General features: G+C 35.7%; 20 protein-coding genes. 13 read left to right on the forward strand and 7 right to left on the reverse strand.

All coding sequences use genetic code 11. The features are described 5' to 3' along the window. Positions 1-1,701: 1,701 nt before the first annotated feature. The 12 genes from UtA1_RS06425 to UtA1_RS06480 all read left to right on the forward strand — a co-directional run bounded on the left by UtA1_RS06425 (position 1,702) and on the right by UtA1_RS06480 (position 11,606). Positions 1,702-2,553, forward strand: a complete 852-nt coding sequence (locus tag UtA1_RS06425; protein ID WP_096550426.1) for a DegV family protein — start codon at positions 1,702-1,704, stop codon at positions 2,551-2,553. A gap of 71 nt (positions 2,554-2,624) precedes the next feature. Next, positions 2,625-4,049 carry a DEAD/DEAH box helicase gene (locus tag UtA1_RS06430; protein ID WP_096550427.1) on the forward strand — a complete coding sequence of 475 codons (1,425 nt, stop codon included), beginning with the start codon at positions 2,625-2,627 and terminating at the stop codon, positions 4,047-4,049. Between the two features lie 26 nt (positions 4,050-4,075). Further along, a complete protein-coding gene (locus tag UtA1_RS06435) occupies positions 4,076-4,696 on the forward strand; it encodes a ComF family protein (RefSeq protein ID WP_096550428.1) in 621 nt (206 codons plus the stop codon). Between the two features lie 274 nt (positions 4,697-4,970). Next, a complete protein-coding gene (locus UtA1_RS06440; RefSeq protein ID WP_096550429.1) occupies positions 4,971-5,393 on the forward strand; it encodes a TIGR03826 family flagellar region protein in 423 nt (140 codons plus the stop codon). A 151-nt stretch (positions 5,394-5,544) separates the two neighbouring features. After that, positions 5,545-5,808, forward strand: a complete 264-nt coding sequence (gene flgM, locus UtA1_RS06445) for a flagellar biosynthesis anti-sigma factor FlgM (RefSeq protein WP_016837982.1) — start codon at positions 5,545-5,547, stop codon at positions 5,806-5,808. 119 nt (positions 5,809-5,927) lie between these two features. Beyond that, positions 5,928-6,425, forward strand: a complete 498-nt coding sequence (locus UtA1_RS06450) for a flagellar protein FlgN (RefSeq protein WP_096550430.1) — start codon at positions 5,928-5,930, stop codon at positions 6,423-6,425. Positions 6,426-6,590: 165 nt separating this feature from the next. Beyond that, entirely contained in the window at positions 6,591-8,282 is a 1,692-nt protein-coding gene (flgK, locus tag UtA1_RS06455; RefSeq protein WP_096550431.1) for a flagellar hook-associated protein FlgK, read from the forward strand. Between the two features lie 38 nt (positions 8,283-8,320). Then, a complete protein-coding gene (gene flgL, locus UtA1_RS06460; RefSeq protein WP_096550432.1) occupies positions 8,321-9,223 on the forward strand; it encodes a flagellar hook-associated protein FlgL in 903 nt (300 codons plus the stop codon). Between the two features lie 111 nt (positions 9,224-9,334). After that, the gene (locus UtA1_RS06465; protein ID WP_096550433.1) at positions 9,335-9,898 is read left to right on the forward strand and encodes a DUF6470 family protein; all 564 of its coding nucleotides are present in this window, start codon (positions 9,335-9,337) and stop codon (positions 9,896-9,898) included. A 14-nt stretch (positions 9,899-9,912) separates the two neighbouring features. Then, positions 9,913-10,356 carry a flagellar assembly protein FliW gene (fliW, locus tag UtA1_RS06470; protein ID WP_096550434.1) on the forward strand — a complete coding sequence of 148 codons (444 nt, stop codon included), beginning with the start codon at positions 9,913-9,915 and terminating at the stop codon, positions 10,354-10,356. Continuing rightward, a complete protein-coding gene (csrA, locus tag UtA1_RS06475) occupies positions 10,356-10,574 on the forward strand; it encodes a carbon storage regulator CsrA (RefSeq protein ID WP_096550435.1) in 219 nt (72 codons plus the stop codon). Before fliW ends, csrA begins: the two co-directional genes overlap by 1 nt. Before the next feature lie 213 nt (positions 10,575-10,787). After that, positions 10,788-11,606, forward strand: coding sequence for a flagellin N-terminal helical domain-containing protein (locus UtA1_RS06480; RefSeq protein ID WP_096550436.1), 819 nt, complete (start codon positions 10,788-10,790; stop codon positions 11,604-11,606). Positions 11,607-11,758: 152 nt separating this feature from the next. Here UtA1_RS06480 and UtA1_RS06485 read toward each other — a convergent pair whose 3' ends face one another. From UtA1_RS06485 to tnpA, 3 genes are all read right to left on the reverse strand, one after another. Continuing rightward, a complete protein-coding gene (locus tag UtA1_RS06485) occupies positions 11,759-12,721 on the reverse strand; it encodes an ISL3 family transposase (RefSeq protein WP_197722755.1) in 963 nt (320 codons plus the stop codon). A gap of 12 nt (positions 12,722-12,733) precedes the next feature. Beyond that, a complete protein-coding gene (locus tag UtA1_RS17475) occupies positions 12,734-13,033 on the reverse strand; it encodes a transposase family protein (protein WP_197722756.1) in 300 nt (99 codons plus the stop codon). A gap of 142 nt (positions 13,034-13,175) precedes the next feature. After that, a complete protein-coding gene (gene tnpA / locus UtA1_RS06490; RefSeq protein WP_096550437.1) occupies positions 13,176-13,502 on the reverse strand; it encodes an IS66 family insertion sequence element accessory protein TnpA in 327 nt (108 codons plus the stop codon). 66 nt (positions 13,503-13,568) lie between these two features. On the opposite strand from tnpA, the gene UtA1_RS06495 reads away from it, so the two are divergent. Further along, on the forward strand, positions 13,569-14,333 hold the full coding sequence (locus tag UtA1_RS06495; protein WP_096550438.1) for a hypothetical protein: 765 nt from the start codon (positions 13,569-13,571) through the stop codon (positions 14,331-14,333). On the opposite strand, the gene UtA1_RS06500 is transcribed toward UtA1_RS06495, so the two are convergent. From UtA1_RS06500 to UtA1_RS06515, 4 genes are all read right to left on the reverse strand, one after another. Beyond that, positions 14,330-14,509: a hypothetical protein gene (locus tag UtA1_RS06500; RefSeq protein ID WP_096550439.1), complete on the reverse strand. Its 180-nt coding sequence runs from the start codon at positions 14,507-14,509 to the stop codon at positions 14,330-14,332. The two genes, UtA1_RS06495 and UtA1_RS06500, sit on opposite strands and share 4 nt — an antisense overlap. 60 nt (positions 14,510-14,569) lie before the next feature. Further along, on the reverse strand, positions 14,570-14,776 hold the full coding sequence (locus UtA1_RS06505) for a helix-turn-helix transcriptional regulator (protein WP_096550440.1): 207 nt from the start codon (positions 14,774-14,776) through the stop codon (positions 14,570-14,572). Between the two features lie 205 nt (positions 14,777-14,981). After that, on the reverse strand, positions 14,982-16,337 hold the full coding sequence (locus tag UtA1_RS06510) for a transposase (protein ID WP_096550441.1): 1,356 nt from the start codon (positions 16,335-16,337) through the stop codon (positions 14,982-14,984). 347 nt (positions 16,338-16,684) lie between these two features. After that, positions 16,685-18,121: a DDE-type integrase/transposase/recombinase gene (locus UtA1_RS06515; RefSeq protein ID WP_096549911.1), complete on the reverse strand. Its 1,437-nt coding sequence runs from the start codon at positions 18,119-18,121 to the stop codon at positions 16,685-16,687. Between the last annotated feature and the right edge of the window lie 53 nt (positions 18,122-18,174).

Consider the following 18,174-nt stretch of genomic DNA (forward strand, 5'->3'; position numbering starts at 1 on the left):
GGGAGTGACTAATTAAGGAAGTGTTTTTAGGCTTGGCTATTATTTTTCGAGATTTGGCTATTATCTTGCTCACATTGGCTAATATCTTCTGAAGTTTGACTATTATCCCATGATCAGGGAAGGAATTTTTGAGGCTTGGCTATTATTTTTCGAGATTTGGCTATTATCTTGTTCAGATTGGCTAATATCTACCGAAGTTTGACTATTATCCCATCTTCAGGGGATTGATTTTTTTCGCTTGGCAAATATTTTCCCGAATTTGACTATTATCATGCTCGAATTGGCTAATATCTTCTGAAGTTTGACTATTATCCTATGATCAGGGAAGGAATTTTTGAGGCTTGGCTATTATTTTTAGAGATTTGACTATTATCATGCTCAGATTGGCTAATATCTTCTGAAGTTTGACTATTATTCCATGATTAGGAAAGGGTTTTTTGAGGCTTGGCTATTATTTTCCCGAATTTGACTATTATCATGCTCAGATTGGCTAATATCTCCCGAAGTTTGACTATTATTCCATGATCAGGGAAGGGTTTTTTGAGGCTTGGCTATTATTTTCCCGAATTTGACTATTATCATGCTCAGATTGGCTAATATCTTCTGAAGTTTGACTATTATCCCATCTTCAGGGGATTGATTTTTTTCGCTTGGCAAATATTATCCCGAATTTGACTATTATCATGCTCGAATTGGCTAATATCTCCCGAAGTTTGACTATTATCCCATCTTCAGGGGATTGATTTTTTTCGCTTGGCTATTATTTTCCCGAATTTGACTATTATCATGCTCAGATTGGCTAATATCTTCTGAAGTTTGACTATTATCCCATCTTCAGGGGATTGATTTTTTTCGCTTGGCAATTATTTTCCCGAATTTGACTATTATCATGCTCAGATTGGCTAATATCTTCTGAAGTTTGACTATTATCCCATCTTCAGGGGATTGATTTTTTGTGCTTGGCAATTATTTTCCCGAATTTGACTATTATCATGCTCAGATTGGCTAATATCTTCTGAAGTTTGACTATTATCCCATGATTAGGAAAGGGTTTTTTGAGGCTTGGCTATTATTTTCCCGAATTTGACTATTATCACGCTCACATTGGCTAATATCTTCTGAAGTTTGACTATTATCCAATGGCTAGGGAAGGGATTTTTTTGGGCTTGGCAATTATTTTCCCGAATTTGACTATTATCTTGTTCACATTGGCTAATATCTTCTGAAGTTTGACTATTATCCCATGATCAGGGAAGGAATTTTTGAGGCTTGGCTATTATTTTTCGAGATTTGACTATTATCATGCTCAGATTGGCTAATATCTTCTGAAGTTTGACTATTATCCCATCTTCAGGGGATTGATTTTTTGTGCTTGGCTATTATTTTCCCGAATTTGACTATTATCATGCTCAGATTGGCTAATATCTTCTGAAGTTTGACTATTATCCCATGATTAGGAAAGGGTTTTTTGAGGCTTGGCTATTATTTTCCCGAATTTGACTATTATCATGCTCAGATTGGCTAATATCTTCTGAAGTTTGACTATTATCCTTTTAGAAAATTTTAATACTTAAATTTTGTTAATATCACATGAGCAAGTTTTTTCTCTTTCAAGTCTCACAATCATTCTTTTTGTAGTTTTTTTCTTATTAACAAGAATGCATTATTACTGTATGATAAATTACATAGGAGAGTGAATATATGAGCATCGCAGTTGTAACGGACAGTACAGCTTATTTATCGCCTGAAGAACGTGAAAAATACAATATTTATATGATTCCATTAAGTGTGACATTAGAAGATGGTGTGTTCGAAGAAGAAGTCGAAATTCATGCAAAAGAGTTTTACGATAAAGTTCGTGAAGCAAAGGTGTTCCCGAAGACGACTCAGCCGCCTATTGGTAAATTTATGGAATTATTTGAAACATTATCGAAAGACTATGATGAAGTTATCTGCATTCATTTATCCAGTGGAATTAGCGGAACATTTCAAAGTGCAATGCAGGCCGGCAATTTAGTAGAAGGCATTAAAGTGCATGGCTTTGATAGTGAAATTTCTTGTGCGCCGCAAGGATACTACGCAGTGCAGGCAGCAAAAATGGCGAAAGAAGGAAAAACTTCTGATGAAATATTAGAGAAATTAGAAGAAATAAAAAGCCGCATGCGTGCTTATTTTATTGTTGATGACTTGTCTCACTTACAACGGGGAGGAAGATTATCATCTGCAGCTGCCATTGTGGGAGGATTGTTGCAAATTAAGCCAGTTCTTCATTTCGAAAATAAAGTTATTGTCCCATTTGAAAAGATTCGCACGAAGAAAAAAGCCTTAAATCGTGTGGAAGAACTGCTTTCGCAAGATGCAGCAAAATATGATCGTATTCATGCTATGGTGATTCATGCCAATCGGGAACAAGAAGCACGAGAGTGGATGGCGAAAATGCAAGAAAAGTTTCCGAACGTGGAATTTCATTTAAGTTATTTTGGACCAGTGATTGGCACTCATTTAGGAGAAGGCTCATTAGGATTAGGCTGGGTTCCGGTAATAGAAGAGTAAACGTTTGTAGTCTCTACTGTAATAGTAGAGGCTTTTTTATTGATATTAGGAGCTTCAAAAAGGAGGATTGTATGAAACACAAAGTGCAGCTAACTAAAGCAAGACAATATAAAGGAATCATCGTAGAACCTGAAATTCGTGAATTCTTTATCGGGAAAGTTTGGTCCAGGGAAAATACTCCTTTTTCAAAAGAAAAGATTGATCGTTATATCGAAAACAACTATTTCAAAGTAAAGCCTGCTATTTCAGAAAAACATTCTTTTTTCCCCTTCTTTAATAAAAAATATATTTGCAACCGCTGTTCTAATGATAATCAACAAGAATTTGTAGAATTTGAATGTGCGCGATGTAGGAAAATTTGCGTTTACTGTAGACATTGCATCAACATGGGGAGGATGAGTAGTTGTACAGATCTTTTAGTTTGGAATGGTCCGAGTGAAAAATTTCCTAAACATCACATACTCGACTGGAATGGCATGTTTACGGAGCTTCAACAAAAAGCTTCAAAAGAGCTGCTAGACAGCATAATTCAACGACGGAACCATCTCTTGCATGCGGTGTGTGGCGCGGGTAAAACTGAGATTTTGTTTCCCGCCGTTTTCCATTGTTTACAAGAAGGATTAAGAATTTGTATTGCAACGCCAAGAACAGATGTCGTATTAGAATTATTTCCTCGTTTTCAAAAAGTTTTTCCGAATACGGTTATCCATGCCTATTATGGCAATGCCCCAAAACAAAAGGGAACCGCTCAACTCGTCATCGCAACGACACATCAACTTTATCGCTTTGAAGAGGCATTTGATATGGTCATAGTGGATGAAGCGGATGCGTTTCCATATACTTACGATATTTCATTGCAAAAGGCGGTATGGAAATCAAAGAAGAAAGGAGCTCCTGTCGCACTTGTCACTGCAACTCCATCTGTTCGAATTTTATCGAAGGTTAAAAAAGACGGATGGGGTTATTCGTTTATTCCGAAGCGATATCATGGTCATTCGCTCCCAGTACCTCGATTTGAGTCTCTTTGGTTTTATGAAAGGCAAATAAATAAAGGAAGAATTCCAAAAAAATTAGCGCTATGGACGAAATCGAGAATTGAGCAAGGAGAACCCTTTTTCATTTTCTTTCCGACGATTCACTTAATGCAAAAAGCCGCACCACTATTTCAACAAATTCATCCGGACATTTTAAGCGTTCATGCCAAAGATCCAGAACGGAAAGAGAAAGTCATGAAATTGAGAAATGAAGAAATCCCTGGATTATTAACAACGACAATATTAGAAAGAGGGGTAACAATCAGCAATGTGCAAGTTGCGGTCGTAGGGGCAGAATCAAAAATTTTTACATCGAGCGCGTTGATTCAAATAAGCGGTCGTGTTGGGAGAAATGTAAATTTTCCTGGCGGTGAGATCGTCTTTTTCCATCACGGAATCTCGGTTGAAATGGATGCAGCGAGAAATGAAATCCTTCGATTAAATAAGGAGGGATTTCAATAGGACAATCAAATAAAAAGGAGGATAAAATGAATCGCAACGAAGTCAAGAATTGCCTTCTTTGCAACGCACCATTAAATAGTCAGATGGATTGGAAACGGCTTTTCTTCAATCGATTTCCGAAAGTAATTTGCGAAGAATGTGAAAATCAATTTGAGTGGTGTCTCCATGAACAGGATGAAGAAGTAGTATCGTTATATTACTATAACGAAGCGATGCAAGATTATTTACATCGTTATAAGTTCATGCATGATGTGCTGCTCGCAAAAGTGTTTCGTGAGGAAATTTATTACAATTTAAAAAATCGGAAAGAAATGATAGTCCCAATTCCGATGCATCCTGAAAAATTAAAGGAACGCACCTTTAGTCATGTGGATGAATTACTGAAGCAAGCAAGAATCCCTTATGTTCATTTGTTGGAGAAAATAACGACAGAAACTCAAGGAGGAAAAACGAGAGAGGAACGGATGAATACGCCACAAATTTTTAAATTGAAAAAAACGGTACAAGTGGAAGGGAAAGAAATTCTCCTTGTTGATGATATATATACGACAGGAACGACAATCAGACATGCCAAACGGGTGCTTATTGAAGGAGGTGCCAAATCGGTAAAAGCTTTTACGTTAATAAAGTCGGGTTTCTATAAATGAAGAGAAAATTTGCAATAACTCCTATGAGTAGAGATAAGAAACTAAGCAATGAGCGATCCATTAAAAAATCTGTTTTTTTAGCATATATTACACAAAATGTCACAATTAAAATCTTGCCAAAATGTTAAAAAAGTGTGAACATTATTTACAAAATTAGTTACTAGATAATAGTATTTTTTTATCAAAATAGGACAATTTACTATATTGTTGTATAATGGTTTTAATACGATGTGGATATTTTAGTCAATCTTCTTTATTGATAGGGGGGCTAGTTTTGGCAGAGATCCGAAATTGTCCGAGTTGTGGTGAATTTTTTAACTATACAGGCATTAGAGATGTTTGTTATAAATGTTCTCAAAAAGAAGAAGAAATGTATCAAATTGTTTATCGTTTTTTAAGAAAACGAGAAAACCGTGCTGCGACAGTGGATCGAATAGTAGAGGCAACAGGAGTAGATAGGGAATTATTGTTTAAATGGGTACGTAAAGGGCGCCTTCATCCAGCAGTTTTTCCAAACTTAGGCTATCCATGCGATAACTGTGGACGTTTAACGAAAAAAGGGAAGCTATGTGAAAGTTGCGTTACTGAATTAAAATCAGATTTGCGTACTTTTGAAGCGGCGAAAGAATTTAGAGAAAGTATTGAAAAAAGTGAACGTCTTACTTATCTAGCTGATAAGGAAAAAAATAAAAAATAATAATAAACGGCTCACAATTTGCTCACGTCGCCATTGTTGTTATACTAAATAATGGTGTAAAGCAGATGTGAGTTTTTTTATTTAACTCATTTAACATTTTCGTGAACAAACCGAAATAATAACTAGACAGGTTATGAAGGGGGGCTAACTTGTGAAAATCAATCCAATCAATACGAATTCAGTAAATCCTTATACGAAACAACAGCGAAATGTGAATACTGTAAAAGCAAAAAATGCTTTTGCAGATAGAATAGAAATTTCAGATGCAGCAAAAGAAATGCAGGTAGTGTCCGATTATAGTCAAGAGCGTGCGGAAAAAATCCAAAAATTAAAAAAGGAAATCCAATCAGGTCAATATAAAGTCGATGCTCAGAAAGTGGCTGAGGATATGTTGAAATATTACCGTCTCCGTTAAGATGACTCAAAACAAAATCATCGAGATAAAAGAAATTTTTTCAATGAGCTTATATTAAGCAAGCTCGATGAAAAGATTTCTTGAGATCAAAAGGAAATTATTTAAAGGAGTTCAAAACCATGTCAGTTCAACCGATTATTTCAATTTTAGAGAAGCTTGAAAAAATGCATAAAAGTTTGCTGGAGCATGCGTATAGAAAGACGGAACTTGTGAAAAACAATGACATGGAAGAACTGGATAAAATGTTAAAAGTTGAACAATCCCATGTGGCTGCGATCGAACAATTAGAACAGCTGCGTCAAAAGAAGGTTGTGGAATTTTTTCAGTTAAAAGGCATTAAAGTATCCTCTCCTCCATCAGTTGCTGAGTTATTGGAAGTAATTGAGGACGAGGAAGAAAGCCAACAACTATCCGATGTACGAAATCGATTATTGAAAGTAATTGATGATTTAAAAAAACAAAATGATTTGAATCAACAGCTTATTTACAATTCACTGCAATTAGTGAATGTGACATTGAATATGTTGCGACCGCAACCTGAAGAGTTCAATTATTCGGAGAAAACTGTACGCAGCGGTAATGTTTTGCGAAAGTCGATGTTTGATTCGCAGGCTTAGTTGATTAAAAAAATAATTCTTGCTTAGCGTGCAGTTAACAATACATAGAACAAAGGAAATATATGGGAGGTCTTGCCCCCCTTCCTTATGATAAATCGATTTGGGGGAAGGTATTTCATTCCTTCCTCGTTTTTTAATATCAACTTTGGATAAGGAGGAGACCCTATGCGCTCCACATTTATGGGGTTAGAAACAAGTAAGCGTGGTATTTTTACTCAACAAAGCGCTCTCTATACAACAGGACATAATATTGCGAATGCGAATACGGTTGGTTATTCTCGTCAGAGGGTAAATATGGAGCCGACTTTAGGATATCCAGGTATGGGGTTAAATGCTCCAAAAACTCCTGGATTTATTGGGACAGGTGTTAAAGCAGGCTCTGTACAGCGAATTCGAGATGAATTTATCGATCGCCAATACCGTCAAGAAACAAATAAGCTCGGTTATTGGGAATCGAAGGCAAAGGCAATTGCACAAATGGAAGATATCATGTCTGAGCCTTCAGAATATGGTTTAGATGAAGCTTTCCGCATGTTTTGGAGTGCGCTACAAGATGTAAGCGCCAATCCGGAAGACACGGCCGCGCGAAAAGTGGCCATCCAAAGAGCGGTGCATTTAGCAGATTCTTTCAATTATATCGACACACAGCTAAAGCAAATTCAAGGAAACTTAGGAAATGAAATCAATGTTTCCGTTAAACAAATCAACTCCATTTTGCAACAAATCGCAGACATTAACCGACAAATCCAAGCCGTAGAACCAAATGGCTACGTGCCGAATGATTTATATGATAAACGCGATCTTTTAGTCGATGAATTAAATGAATATATACCAGTTTCTATCCAACGAGTACCATCTGGTGGAAACGCTTCAGATGTGGCTGAGGGAAGTTATAAAATCACATTAAATAGTGAATTGAAAGATGTTGATGGGAAACCACTACAAATCGTTTTAGTAGATGGTAGAAATTTTGCTACATTAGAAGCGATTGATATGAATGGTAATAATGTAGACGGAGATGAAGATGCAGGAAATCCTAATATAGCTTATTCCCCTTTTGATAAGTTAGTTGTAAATACGATAGGGGGAGGCACACAAGACTTAAAATTAAAACAAACCGATTTTCAAGAATTTAAAGGAAAACTACTTTCCCTAATTGACTCATACGGCTATAGCACTAATGACACGAATAATCCAATCGGTGGATATTATCCAAATATGTTAAGTGAATTAGATAAATTGGCTAAAGCCTTTGTAGAGTCTTTTAATAAAATTCATGAAGCTGGATACACATTAGGTGATAGTGATGATCCTGATACATCATTAACAGGTAAACCTTTCTTTGAAGAAAAAAATCTTACAGCTGGAACTATTAAAGTAAAAGATGAAATTATAGCAGAACCAAATTTACTTGCAGCTTCAGATACTCAAGGTGAAGAAGGAAATGGTAAATGGGCGCTTGTTTTAGCTAATCTACAATCAATGCCGATAATAGATGAACACACAGTAGGCACAGTTCAAACGGGAGTAGACGGTGACGGCAATCCAATACTGGAACCTGTGGATTTACCTAACAATCTGAATATGGATGGAGCTACTTTTCAATCATTCTATCAAGGTTTAATTGGCCAACTAGGCATAGATGGACAGAAAGCAAACCAATTAAAAACAAACTCTGAAACGATTCGATTAACAGTGGAAAACAATCGTGCTTCTATGAGTTCAGTTTCACTTGATGAAGAAATGACAGATATGATTCGTTTCCAACAAGCTTACAATGCCAACGCTCGTATGATAACCGTAATTGACGAAACGTTAGATAAAATTATAAATGGTATGGGAAGAGTAGGACTATAATTTAATTTCCTTCAAATCGTGAGGAAAGGAGAAAAAACATGCGCGTAACACAATCGATGTTATCGAGTAACATGTTGCGGAATTTAAGTAACAGTTATTCGAAAATGGGAAAATTACAAGACCAAATAACAACTGGTAGAAAGTTTACCCGTCCGTCAGATGACCCAGTTTCTACAGTAAAGGGTATGAGCTATCGTACGGACTTAAATAAAGCAGAACAATTTAACCGAAATATAAGAACTGTCAACTCATGGTTAGATACATCTGACGATGCTTTAGATCAAGTTGGTTCAGCTTTACATCGTGTAAAAGAACTAATTGTGCAAGCAGCTAATGATACGAATACACTAGATGATCGCATAAAAATTAAAGCGGAAATCGATCAAATTAAAGAACAATTACGGGATTTAGCAAATACAAAAGTGGCAGATAAATACGTATTTTCTGGTACAAAAACTCACTCTGCAGTATTTGAAAAAGGAGCAGAGGAAGTTAATTCAAACATCAATTCAGAAGATGTAATCATTGAAGTGTTCGATGGAATTACAATGAAAGTAAATACACCTGGTGAAAAACTTTTTGGAGACATCGATAAGTTTATGGGAAAGGTTTCTGAACTTTTAGCGACGGCAACTACAGGCGAAGAATTCTCAAAAACATTAGGAATAAATGCAGACGATGATATACCAGGTTTAGAAAAAATTTATGAAGATGTTTTATCTCACAGAGCAGATATTGGTGCCCGACAAAACCGTGTGGAAATGATGACAAACAGATTAGAAAGTCATGAAATTAACGTAACAAAGCAAATGTCTGAAAACGAAGATGTAGACTATGCAAAAGCTATAACGGAAATGGTGACAGCGGAATCGATTCACCAAGCAGCTCTATCTGTTGGAGCAAAGATTATTCAACAAACTCTAGTCGATTTTATTCGATAATTGTTGCTGGTTAGTTACGACAAGATAACTTCATTGAAAAATAAACTAAAATAAAATTAGGCGTTTGGACAATTTGTTCAAACGCTTTTCTTGAAATGAAGGTGATTTTAAATGAAGTTTCCCCAAATTCAAATTCGTACATACGATATCATCTTGGATTTACAAATTCATGATCCTGTTCAAATTATTCGTCAACCAAAAGCCACACAGCATATCGAACAACCTGCTGCTATTTTAGAAATAAACACAATACGTGGACAATTGATAATCGATTTATCTCAAGCTCGACGTGACATCGGAATGATTGGTCCATTGGAATCGGTTGAAAATTATGCCAAAGAAGGAAAAAAGGCCGTGCTGGAAGGTATCGCAAGAAGAGCTAGAGAAGGGCGACAAATGATGGAGAATGCTGGAAAAGGCTTAGGCCGTCAAACAATCCAAAATATTGCGAAACAGAACCATGGTCCAAAACGTGTACCATTCAATGTAAAATTTGTCCCATCCGTAGGTTCTGTAAAAATTGATTATATTCCGGGTGAAACGGAAATAAATATTACACCACAAAAACCGAAAATCGATGTGCAAGTGAATAAACCAATTCATGAATATACACCTGGGAAAGTAACGGGAGAAGTATTACAATATCCAAGAGTTGAAATCGATGTCATCTTATAGATAGGAGAAGTAAAATGCAAATTCACACAAAGTTTTTAGGTGAAGTTGAAATACAGGAAGAAGAAGTTATCACGTTAACGAGCGGACTTTTAGGATTGGAAGAATATACGAAATATGTATTACTTCCTTTAGATAAGGATAGTCCATTGGCGATATTTCAATCCATTGAAGAATCGCAAATAGGTTTTGTCGTTGCGTATCCTTTTGCCTTTAAAAAGGATTATGCATTTGATATTAGTGAAGTAGATAGAAAAGAGTTGCAAGTTGAAAAAAAGGAAGATTTAATTGCTTATTCAATCGTAACATTAAAAGAACCTTTTGAAGAATCAACTCTAAATTTACTTGCTCCAATTGTAATTAATAGCGTAAAAAAATGTGGAAAACAAATTGTATTGCAAGACAATCAAGCTTATCCTTTACGCTTTCCTATCGCTGAACTAAAAGGAAGTGTAAAGTGATGTTAGTTTTATCGAGAAAAACAAACGAGTCAATCATCATTGGAGATCATATTGAAATAAAAGTATTAGCAATTGAAGGAGAACAAGTAAAATTAGGTATAGTTGCACCAAAATCCGTAAAAGTCCACCGAAGTGAAGTGTTTGAAGCCATTCAAGAGCAAAACAAAGCAGCATTAAATATTGATACAAATATAATTCACAAACTAACGAATAGATAATAATTCAGTATTGGCCATCACAAGATGTGGTGGCTTTTATAAATTAAAAATTTCAGAATAAAAGACTAGAAAATTTTTTCAAAATCTATTAAACAATTTAATTTCATTACGATATATAAAGTGTAAGGCTCGAGAAATACATAATTAGACTTGAGTCGAAAATTTCCACACGGATGTGGATGAATTAATAACAATTTCAAGGAGGAATTCATAATGAGAATTCAACACAATATTTCAGCTTTAAACACTCACCGTAACCTAGCATTCAATAACTCTCAAGCAGCTAAAAACCTTGAGAAATTATCTTCAGGTTACAAAATCAACCGCGCTGGTGACGATGCTGCAGGTTTAGCGATTTCTGAAAAAATGCGCGGACAAATCCGTGGTCTTGACATGGCATCTAAAAACGCTCAAGACGGTATTTCATTAATTCAAACTGCTGAAGGTGCTTTAAACGAAACTCACGCTATCCTACAACGTATGCGTGAATTAGCAGTACAATCTGCGAACGATACAAACGTTGATGATGACCGTGAAGCACTTCAAAAAGAGGTTGAAGCATTAATCGAAGAAATCAATCGTATTGCTGAAAACACTGAATTCAACACTCAGAAATTATTGGATGGTAATTTCAGTAGTAAAGTATTCCATATCGGTGCTAATAGTGGGCAATCTATTAAATTAGATATTAATTCAATGAAAGCAGCGGATTTAGCATCAGGATTAGATAGTTTAAGTATCTCAAAACAAACTGATGCAGATGCAGCAATTTCTACTATCGATAATGCAATTAAAACGGTATCCGACCAACGCTCTGCACTTGGTGCTGTTCAAAACCGCTTAGAACACACTATCAACAACTTAGGTGCAACTTCTGAAAACTTAACTGCAGCTGAATCACGTATCCGTGACGTGGATATGGCGAAAGAAATGATGGAATTCACTAAAAACAACATCTTATTGCAAGCTGCTCAATCTATGCTTGCTCAAGCGAACCAACAACCACAAGGTGTGCTTCAATTATTACGATAATTTTTTCATTTTAATTTTATGGAAAGCAAAAAAGCTGAAGCTAAATGCTTCGGCTTTTTTTGGTTCTTTGTCAAATGGTGTTGGTGAATAAATTTTAGTGACATTATTTGGTAATATGTAATCGGATGGCTTAGGGGAAATTCGAGGTTCCCCTAAGCTGTTTTTATTTTCGCTAAGTTTTGGGTAATGAATATTCGGTTTCTAAAGTGATAGAAGGATCGATAACCGAAAGAAATGCGTTTAATCACTTTGATTTTGTTATGAATCCCCTCTAAAATGCCGTTATTATAATCGTACTTTAGCGTATTCTCGACGTAATTGATGTATTTGTTGATTGTCTTGATGGCGGTTTTCATATAGCTGGAAACGATATTTTGTTTATTCTCTAATGTTTTCTTTAGGAGCTCAAAGTCTTTGGTTTTGATGCAATGGCGAACGTATTGGTATAACTCATAGGACGCTTTTAATTCAGAATCTAAATCAATGAGATAGTGGAGAATCTCCACCTCACACATATGCTTTTTAAAGCAACGATGATATGTATAGTTCTTATAATCAAGTTTTGTTTGATCTTTCAGAAGGAGCTTCCAGTATGTTTTCAATTTATTGTGATTCTTTTTATCCCGATTCATGACGTTGATGCGCGTTTTGTTTAAAGCTCTGCTAAATAGTTGGAGGATATGGAATTTGTCGAGTACGATTTCCGCTTTAGGGAAAACTTCTTGGATTAAGGAAATATAAGGGCTGTACATATCGATGACAATCGTTTTTACCGCATCTCTCGCCTTCTTGGAATACCGTAAGAAATACTCTTTGAGGACAGGTAATCTCCGGTCCTCCACGATATCCACAATCTCCCCCGTTTCAGAGTCGCTGAAAATAAAGGACATCGCTCCAGCTGCGGATTTCACTGATTTAAACTCATCAAAACACAAATGCTTTGGAAGGTAGTGAACATTTGGTTGATAGTAGCTATAAAAGCTGTCAATGACACGACTGACAGTGGCATGAGAAACATGATGTTTCATCGCAATATCTTTTTCGGATATTTTATCTTTGGCGTTTAAAGCAATCGATACTTTGGTATTGTTGGAAATACAACAGTTTTTAGCCACGACGTTCGTTTTTCAAGTAAACGTGGAATGACAATGTTTACAGAAATAACGCTGTTTACGCAATTTTAAGTAGGTATGAAAACCTGAAATGCTAGGCATTTTAATGAGAGACGTTTTAAAACCGTGTTTAATGATTTGATCATCGAAGACATGTCCACAAGCATAACAAGCTTTTGGTTGATACGTTAACGTCCCATGAAAGACTTTCGCTTTTACTTTTTTGATCGTTTCGGTAGAACAAAAATTTTCATCAAATGTGATATTTTTGTCTTTAATATTTAATAAATTACGTATAGAATAATGATGAGACATGTGACATTACTCCTTGTAAATGTGGTTTTGGTCGATTACATTTTACCAGAGTTTGTCACATGTCTCATTTTTTTGTGTAAAAAAATGGGTGCTGGTTTATACTCACCAACACCAAATATTATAGAGCCGTTGAATGGGTGTTTTACTTAACATGTTTTTTCAGCACCTGAACCACTTCGTTGAAAAGGAGTGGATTGAAACCTTCTTTTACTTCGATGGAAAATTCCCCAATGTTAACGATGAGCGGGGAGTTTTTTTCATCCAACGGATGGGATACTTCAACAGTTAGCCATTGAGGGAAAGTCCGTGAAGTTTCAGTTGTCTCTAACTCTAGTCTTTTCATCCATTTATACATACTTTGGTGACCTACTTGATTTTGTTTGCACCAAGCTTTTACACTTGACTCTCCACTAGATCGATAAGATTCGATTCGTTGTTGCCACAATTGTTTTCGTTCATCTGGGGACATAAAAATAAAAACCTCCTAACTTTTGATGTTGATCTAATTATCACAAAACATCAAAATGGTTAGAAGGTGTGGGATATTTGGCGCATACAGATTTATGAAGATGGAGAATTAATAAACAAAAAAGATTGGGAATGTTTAATGATACCATTTAATGAATCGTTGCAGTTAGATAAGGTAAATACGAAATTACCGCTAAAAATAATTCATGAAAAGATTGTTGAATTTCTAGCTGCAACTCCTCAATACGAATCTATATTAGAAGAATGGGAAGTACTTAAAGAGGAAGAGGAAATAATAAATAGAACAATATTGGAAAAGTTTGATTTACAGTTTAGATTAAAGGAGTTTGATGAATCGAATTTAAAGGATTTTTTCATTTTATCAAGTTATAAAGGCATACTAACTCCTATTGATTCCAAACTTCTTACTTTAAAGTTACTATTAGAAAAGGAAATTACAAAGCGACTTCTAATTATTATCGAGCTACCTGAATTGTATGCGGATGAACAAGAAATTGAGGAATTATTATTGATACTAAAACAATTAATGAATAGAGGTTGTTATGCGATTATCATCACAACTCTTGATGATGTGGAAGGAAGAAGCAATTTTATTTTAAAAGGTCAAGTGATTAATGAAGCAAGGGTGGAAATGCTAAGATCAAAAGTATTTAATACTATTCCTATTCCAATCGAAAATGAGGATTTTTTGAAAACGAAAGAGTTATTGTTAAGTTCTGTGGATAAGGTGGGCATAAAGGGGGAGTTTTTATTAGATTTGAATGATATCCACAGAACACACATTGTAGTACTGTATGTGATTTTAAATTAAAAATTAAATATAATTTTAGCAAATATTGTAAGAATCACCACTGACACATAACATATTACAACTTCTTTTGTAAGAGGATAACCAAGAATCTCTCTATGTTTTTTATGAATACAGCTTACTTTGTCCCAATCTTCAGCTTCCCAAAGTTTCTTGTCTTTCTTGTTTTTTTCATTCATGTTATCTCCCTCTTTCATTTGAATTATAAACTAAAAGTAGTTTTTTGTATACATCATTTTTTAATTCTTTCTATAATACTTGCCAAGATATTCTCTTTTATATTTTTCTAATACATCTGGGTGAATTCTTCCTGCTACCTTAAAAATTTCATGTTCATCAATTTCTAAGTAGTTTGCAATTTTTAATAACAACTCATCGCTAGGCTCATTTTTATCATTAACAATAGAATTAAACCATGCTCTACTTACCCCAAGAACTTCTGACATATAATTTCTAGATAGCTTCCTTTTCCCTTTTATCTTACCTTGTAAACGTAAATATGCCTCCCTTTCTTTGATTTTTCTTTCAATTTAATTATTTTATAATATGAAAAAATTGTTTGCAACATTTTACTATCTGAATCAATTTCATAAATCATAGTATTTCTGAAGTATAGAGTACCCCTATACTAAAAACTTTGTTTTTTTTAAATTATGCAACTTGGTTTTGTTGCTGTAATAAAGCATTGATTCGATCAACTGCTAGTTTGCAGGTATTATAAATTAACGTCACCAGATTGAAATGCATTTTTGCTTTCTTTCCTGTACGATGACGGACATTGTTTAATTGAAAGTATTCCTTTAAATAAGCGTTAACGCGTTCGACTGCTGTACGTTCTTGATAAAGCTGTTTCCATCGTTCTGTCCCACGTGCTGGATAGGTAAATTTACGGATATCTATATCACATTTGATTTTGAAAACTTTTTGGCAAAGGGTGTCTTCTCGTAATGGGCAAGTTGCACATTCCTTTGGACGTGTGAATTTTAATGTATTGTACTTAGCGTCAAAGCTGTCATATTGGTAACTATGTTCACGCACACAGGTTGGACGAAAATGTTCATCGAATCCTATATATTCTCCTTCTCGGCGAACGTTGTAAGGAATCACGACTCGCATGGACTGTGATACGGCTTGACGGTAAATAGGTTCAACATCATAACCAGCATCAAATATAGCTATTGTAAATTGACCGTTTCCTAAGTGATGAAGTTTTTTCAATAATGGAATCGCAGCTTTACAATCACTTAAATTACCTGAGGACATCAAACGAGTGATGATATATTGACTTTTCGTCGAAACAGCTAAATGTGCTTTATAACCAAACCAGAATGTATTTTTTCCTTTACTATTCTTTTTCACACCCCATTTTGGCTCAATCGGTACATCCTTCCAAAGGGTTTCTAATGGGATATCCAGCTGTTCTTTCAGTTCTTTTTCATAGGTTGATTGATTTCCTTTTTTCTCTACTTGTTCGGCTAACCAAACAGCTCGTTCAGCTTTAGTTTTACGACCACGTTTTTTAGGAGTTTTAGGTGCTTTCTTTTCTGATGGTGTGAAAGCATCACGAGCTTCAAAGTGACTCGCATCGATGGCGACATGTTCATCATGTAGAAAGCCTTCCAACATCGCTGTTTTGATGAGTGTATCGTTCATTTTATCTAGCACATCTGATTCACTAATGACTTGAATCATGCGTGAATAAGAGCTTTCAGATGGTACGACATCAGACACAAGGAATCCACAGTCGAAACGAAATAAAGGATCATGAACCAAACGTTTGACTAAATCCTTGATAGTTGGAATACGTTCGACAATACGTATAATCAGCGATTGAATCATTGCACCATAATTCAATTCACGTGGTGCACCTTTCAATGTCTTTTTAGAAAACAATTGAAATATAGGCTGAATGTCGATAGCACTAAAAATGGCATCATAACGATGGGAACTTTCCATTTCTAATAATTGATGGATGTCAAAAAGAGAAATTTGTTTTACAATAGTCATAGGGTACTCACCTCTTTCGGATGGTTTGTTTGGTTACCTACCATTATAACGAAATTTGGGGAGGTACCCATTTTTTATTGTCTTGAATCCCTTGAAAAGGTAGTGTCAAAAGTTCTATGAAAACTCAGTATTGGAAGGATGTGTTCTAACGAAAATAGAGAAAATGCCGCCGCAATCGCTCTTGACAAACACGTCAATGGTTTGATTTCGAACCAACAAGGGTGAAGGGAACAAAAAGAAGGCACACCAAAGAAGCCCTTGCCAATTCCCATTTTAAACCATTGACTGGTTCGGTTTGTCAAGAGTTCGCTTCGCCGATGCTGGTAAGGGCTCTGCTAAACAAAAAGTTAGGCAGTTTGCTCTACTAGCCATTGTTGAGCTAAACCAATCAGTTTTGTCCAACGTGCAGGCATATTCGGCAGTTCTTTTAGTTCTGGAATGACTACAGGCACTTTGCCTTCCAGGGCTGAATGTGGCCGCAAGAAGTTAAAATAAGCCACAAACAAAGTCACATAAGAAACGGATCCGTGATCGGATCCAAATCCGTGTGTCGATCTGTAATTACCCTTAAATGTTCGATTCAGTCTTTCAATAATTTGTTTTAGCGGTCTGTATTCCGTTGAAACCGGGTCTTCGTTGGTTAGTCCAATGACCTGCTTCACATCAAACGTAATACCGTGCTGGGCAAAAAAGTGTTGTGCTAAAAGGTAAATCGGATTGCCATCTACGACAAAGGTGAGGTCTTCAGGAATCTCTTTCATCTTCCATAAGACCTCATCAATCGCGCGAATGGCTGATACTGTATCACGATTTGGAGAAACAGGGTAGGACAGAATAATTTTCTTTACCGCATCAAAAAAGAAAAAAAGATAATGCCAACGGCCATTCACCTTAATGTATGTTTCGTCTCCGCAGAATTGATCAGAAAGCTCGTAAGGATAATGATCCACATAAGGTTTGAGCAGAAGTGCTACGCTGTTTTCGTAATTCAATATACTCTGGTGAGAGATGGGTACACCATGAACATCCTTCATCAGTGCAGCTGTTTTCCGAGCCGATAAGCCATAGTTTACATGGTAGGTTAAAATGAGCCCCAATGTGTGCGGTGACACATGAAGCCTGGACAAATCCACTTTTGGCTTCTTAGGTGAATGTTTGGCTAACGGCTGATAATCAATTTGAAACTGACGGAATATGTATCGAACTTTAAAAGACTGAGGATCCTTTTCGAACTGCTTTTTCTCTTTTTTAGACATTCCTCGCAGTTTCTTTTTGTAATACGGACAGTCATTGTTTTTGCACTTAAATACGAGAAAATCTTTTCTTTCCTTGATCTTCTCGAGTGTTTTCGAACAGTGTGGACATTTTAGTACAGCCTCCTTGGCATATTGATTCTTTTTATTAAACAGACACGCACACACCTTGCATTGATACTGTCCTTTACCTCCGTTATTGGCATAAAGATAATCTGACGGAGCACCACACCTTGGACATTTCATGGATGAAGGTACTTTACCTTTTGAATTGGAGCGTCTCTGAACAGGTTTGAGAGGTTTCCCGTTCTTCTCCAAATATTCTTTGAGAAGAATTTGATAATCAAGCTTTTGTAGAGTTTCAATGATTGGCAGCTCATCCACCTGGAGTTTTTGATAAGGCTTATTGACAGGCTTTTCAGTTGGCTTATCAAACATGTTTTTTCCAATCAGAAGGGTAAGTAATGTTCGAATCATTTGATCTTGGTACTTGATATATTCAAGCAAATAGGTTAATAATTGAGGTAACAACTTGTCACTTCCTTCATTAGGGATTTTTGAGTGTGTGGTTACCTCATAAATAC

Source organism: Ureibacillus thermosphaericus, assembly GCF_002370195.2.
GTDB classification, from domain to species: domain Bacteria; phylum Bacillota; class Bacilli; order Bacillales_A; family Planococcaceae; genus Ureibacillus; species Ureibacillus thermosphaericus.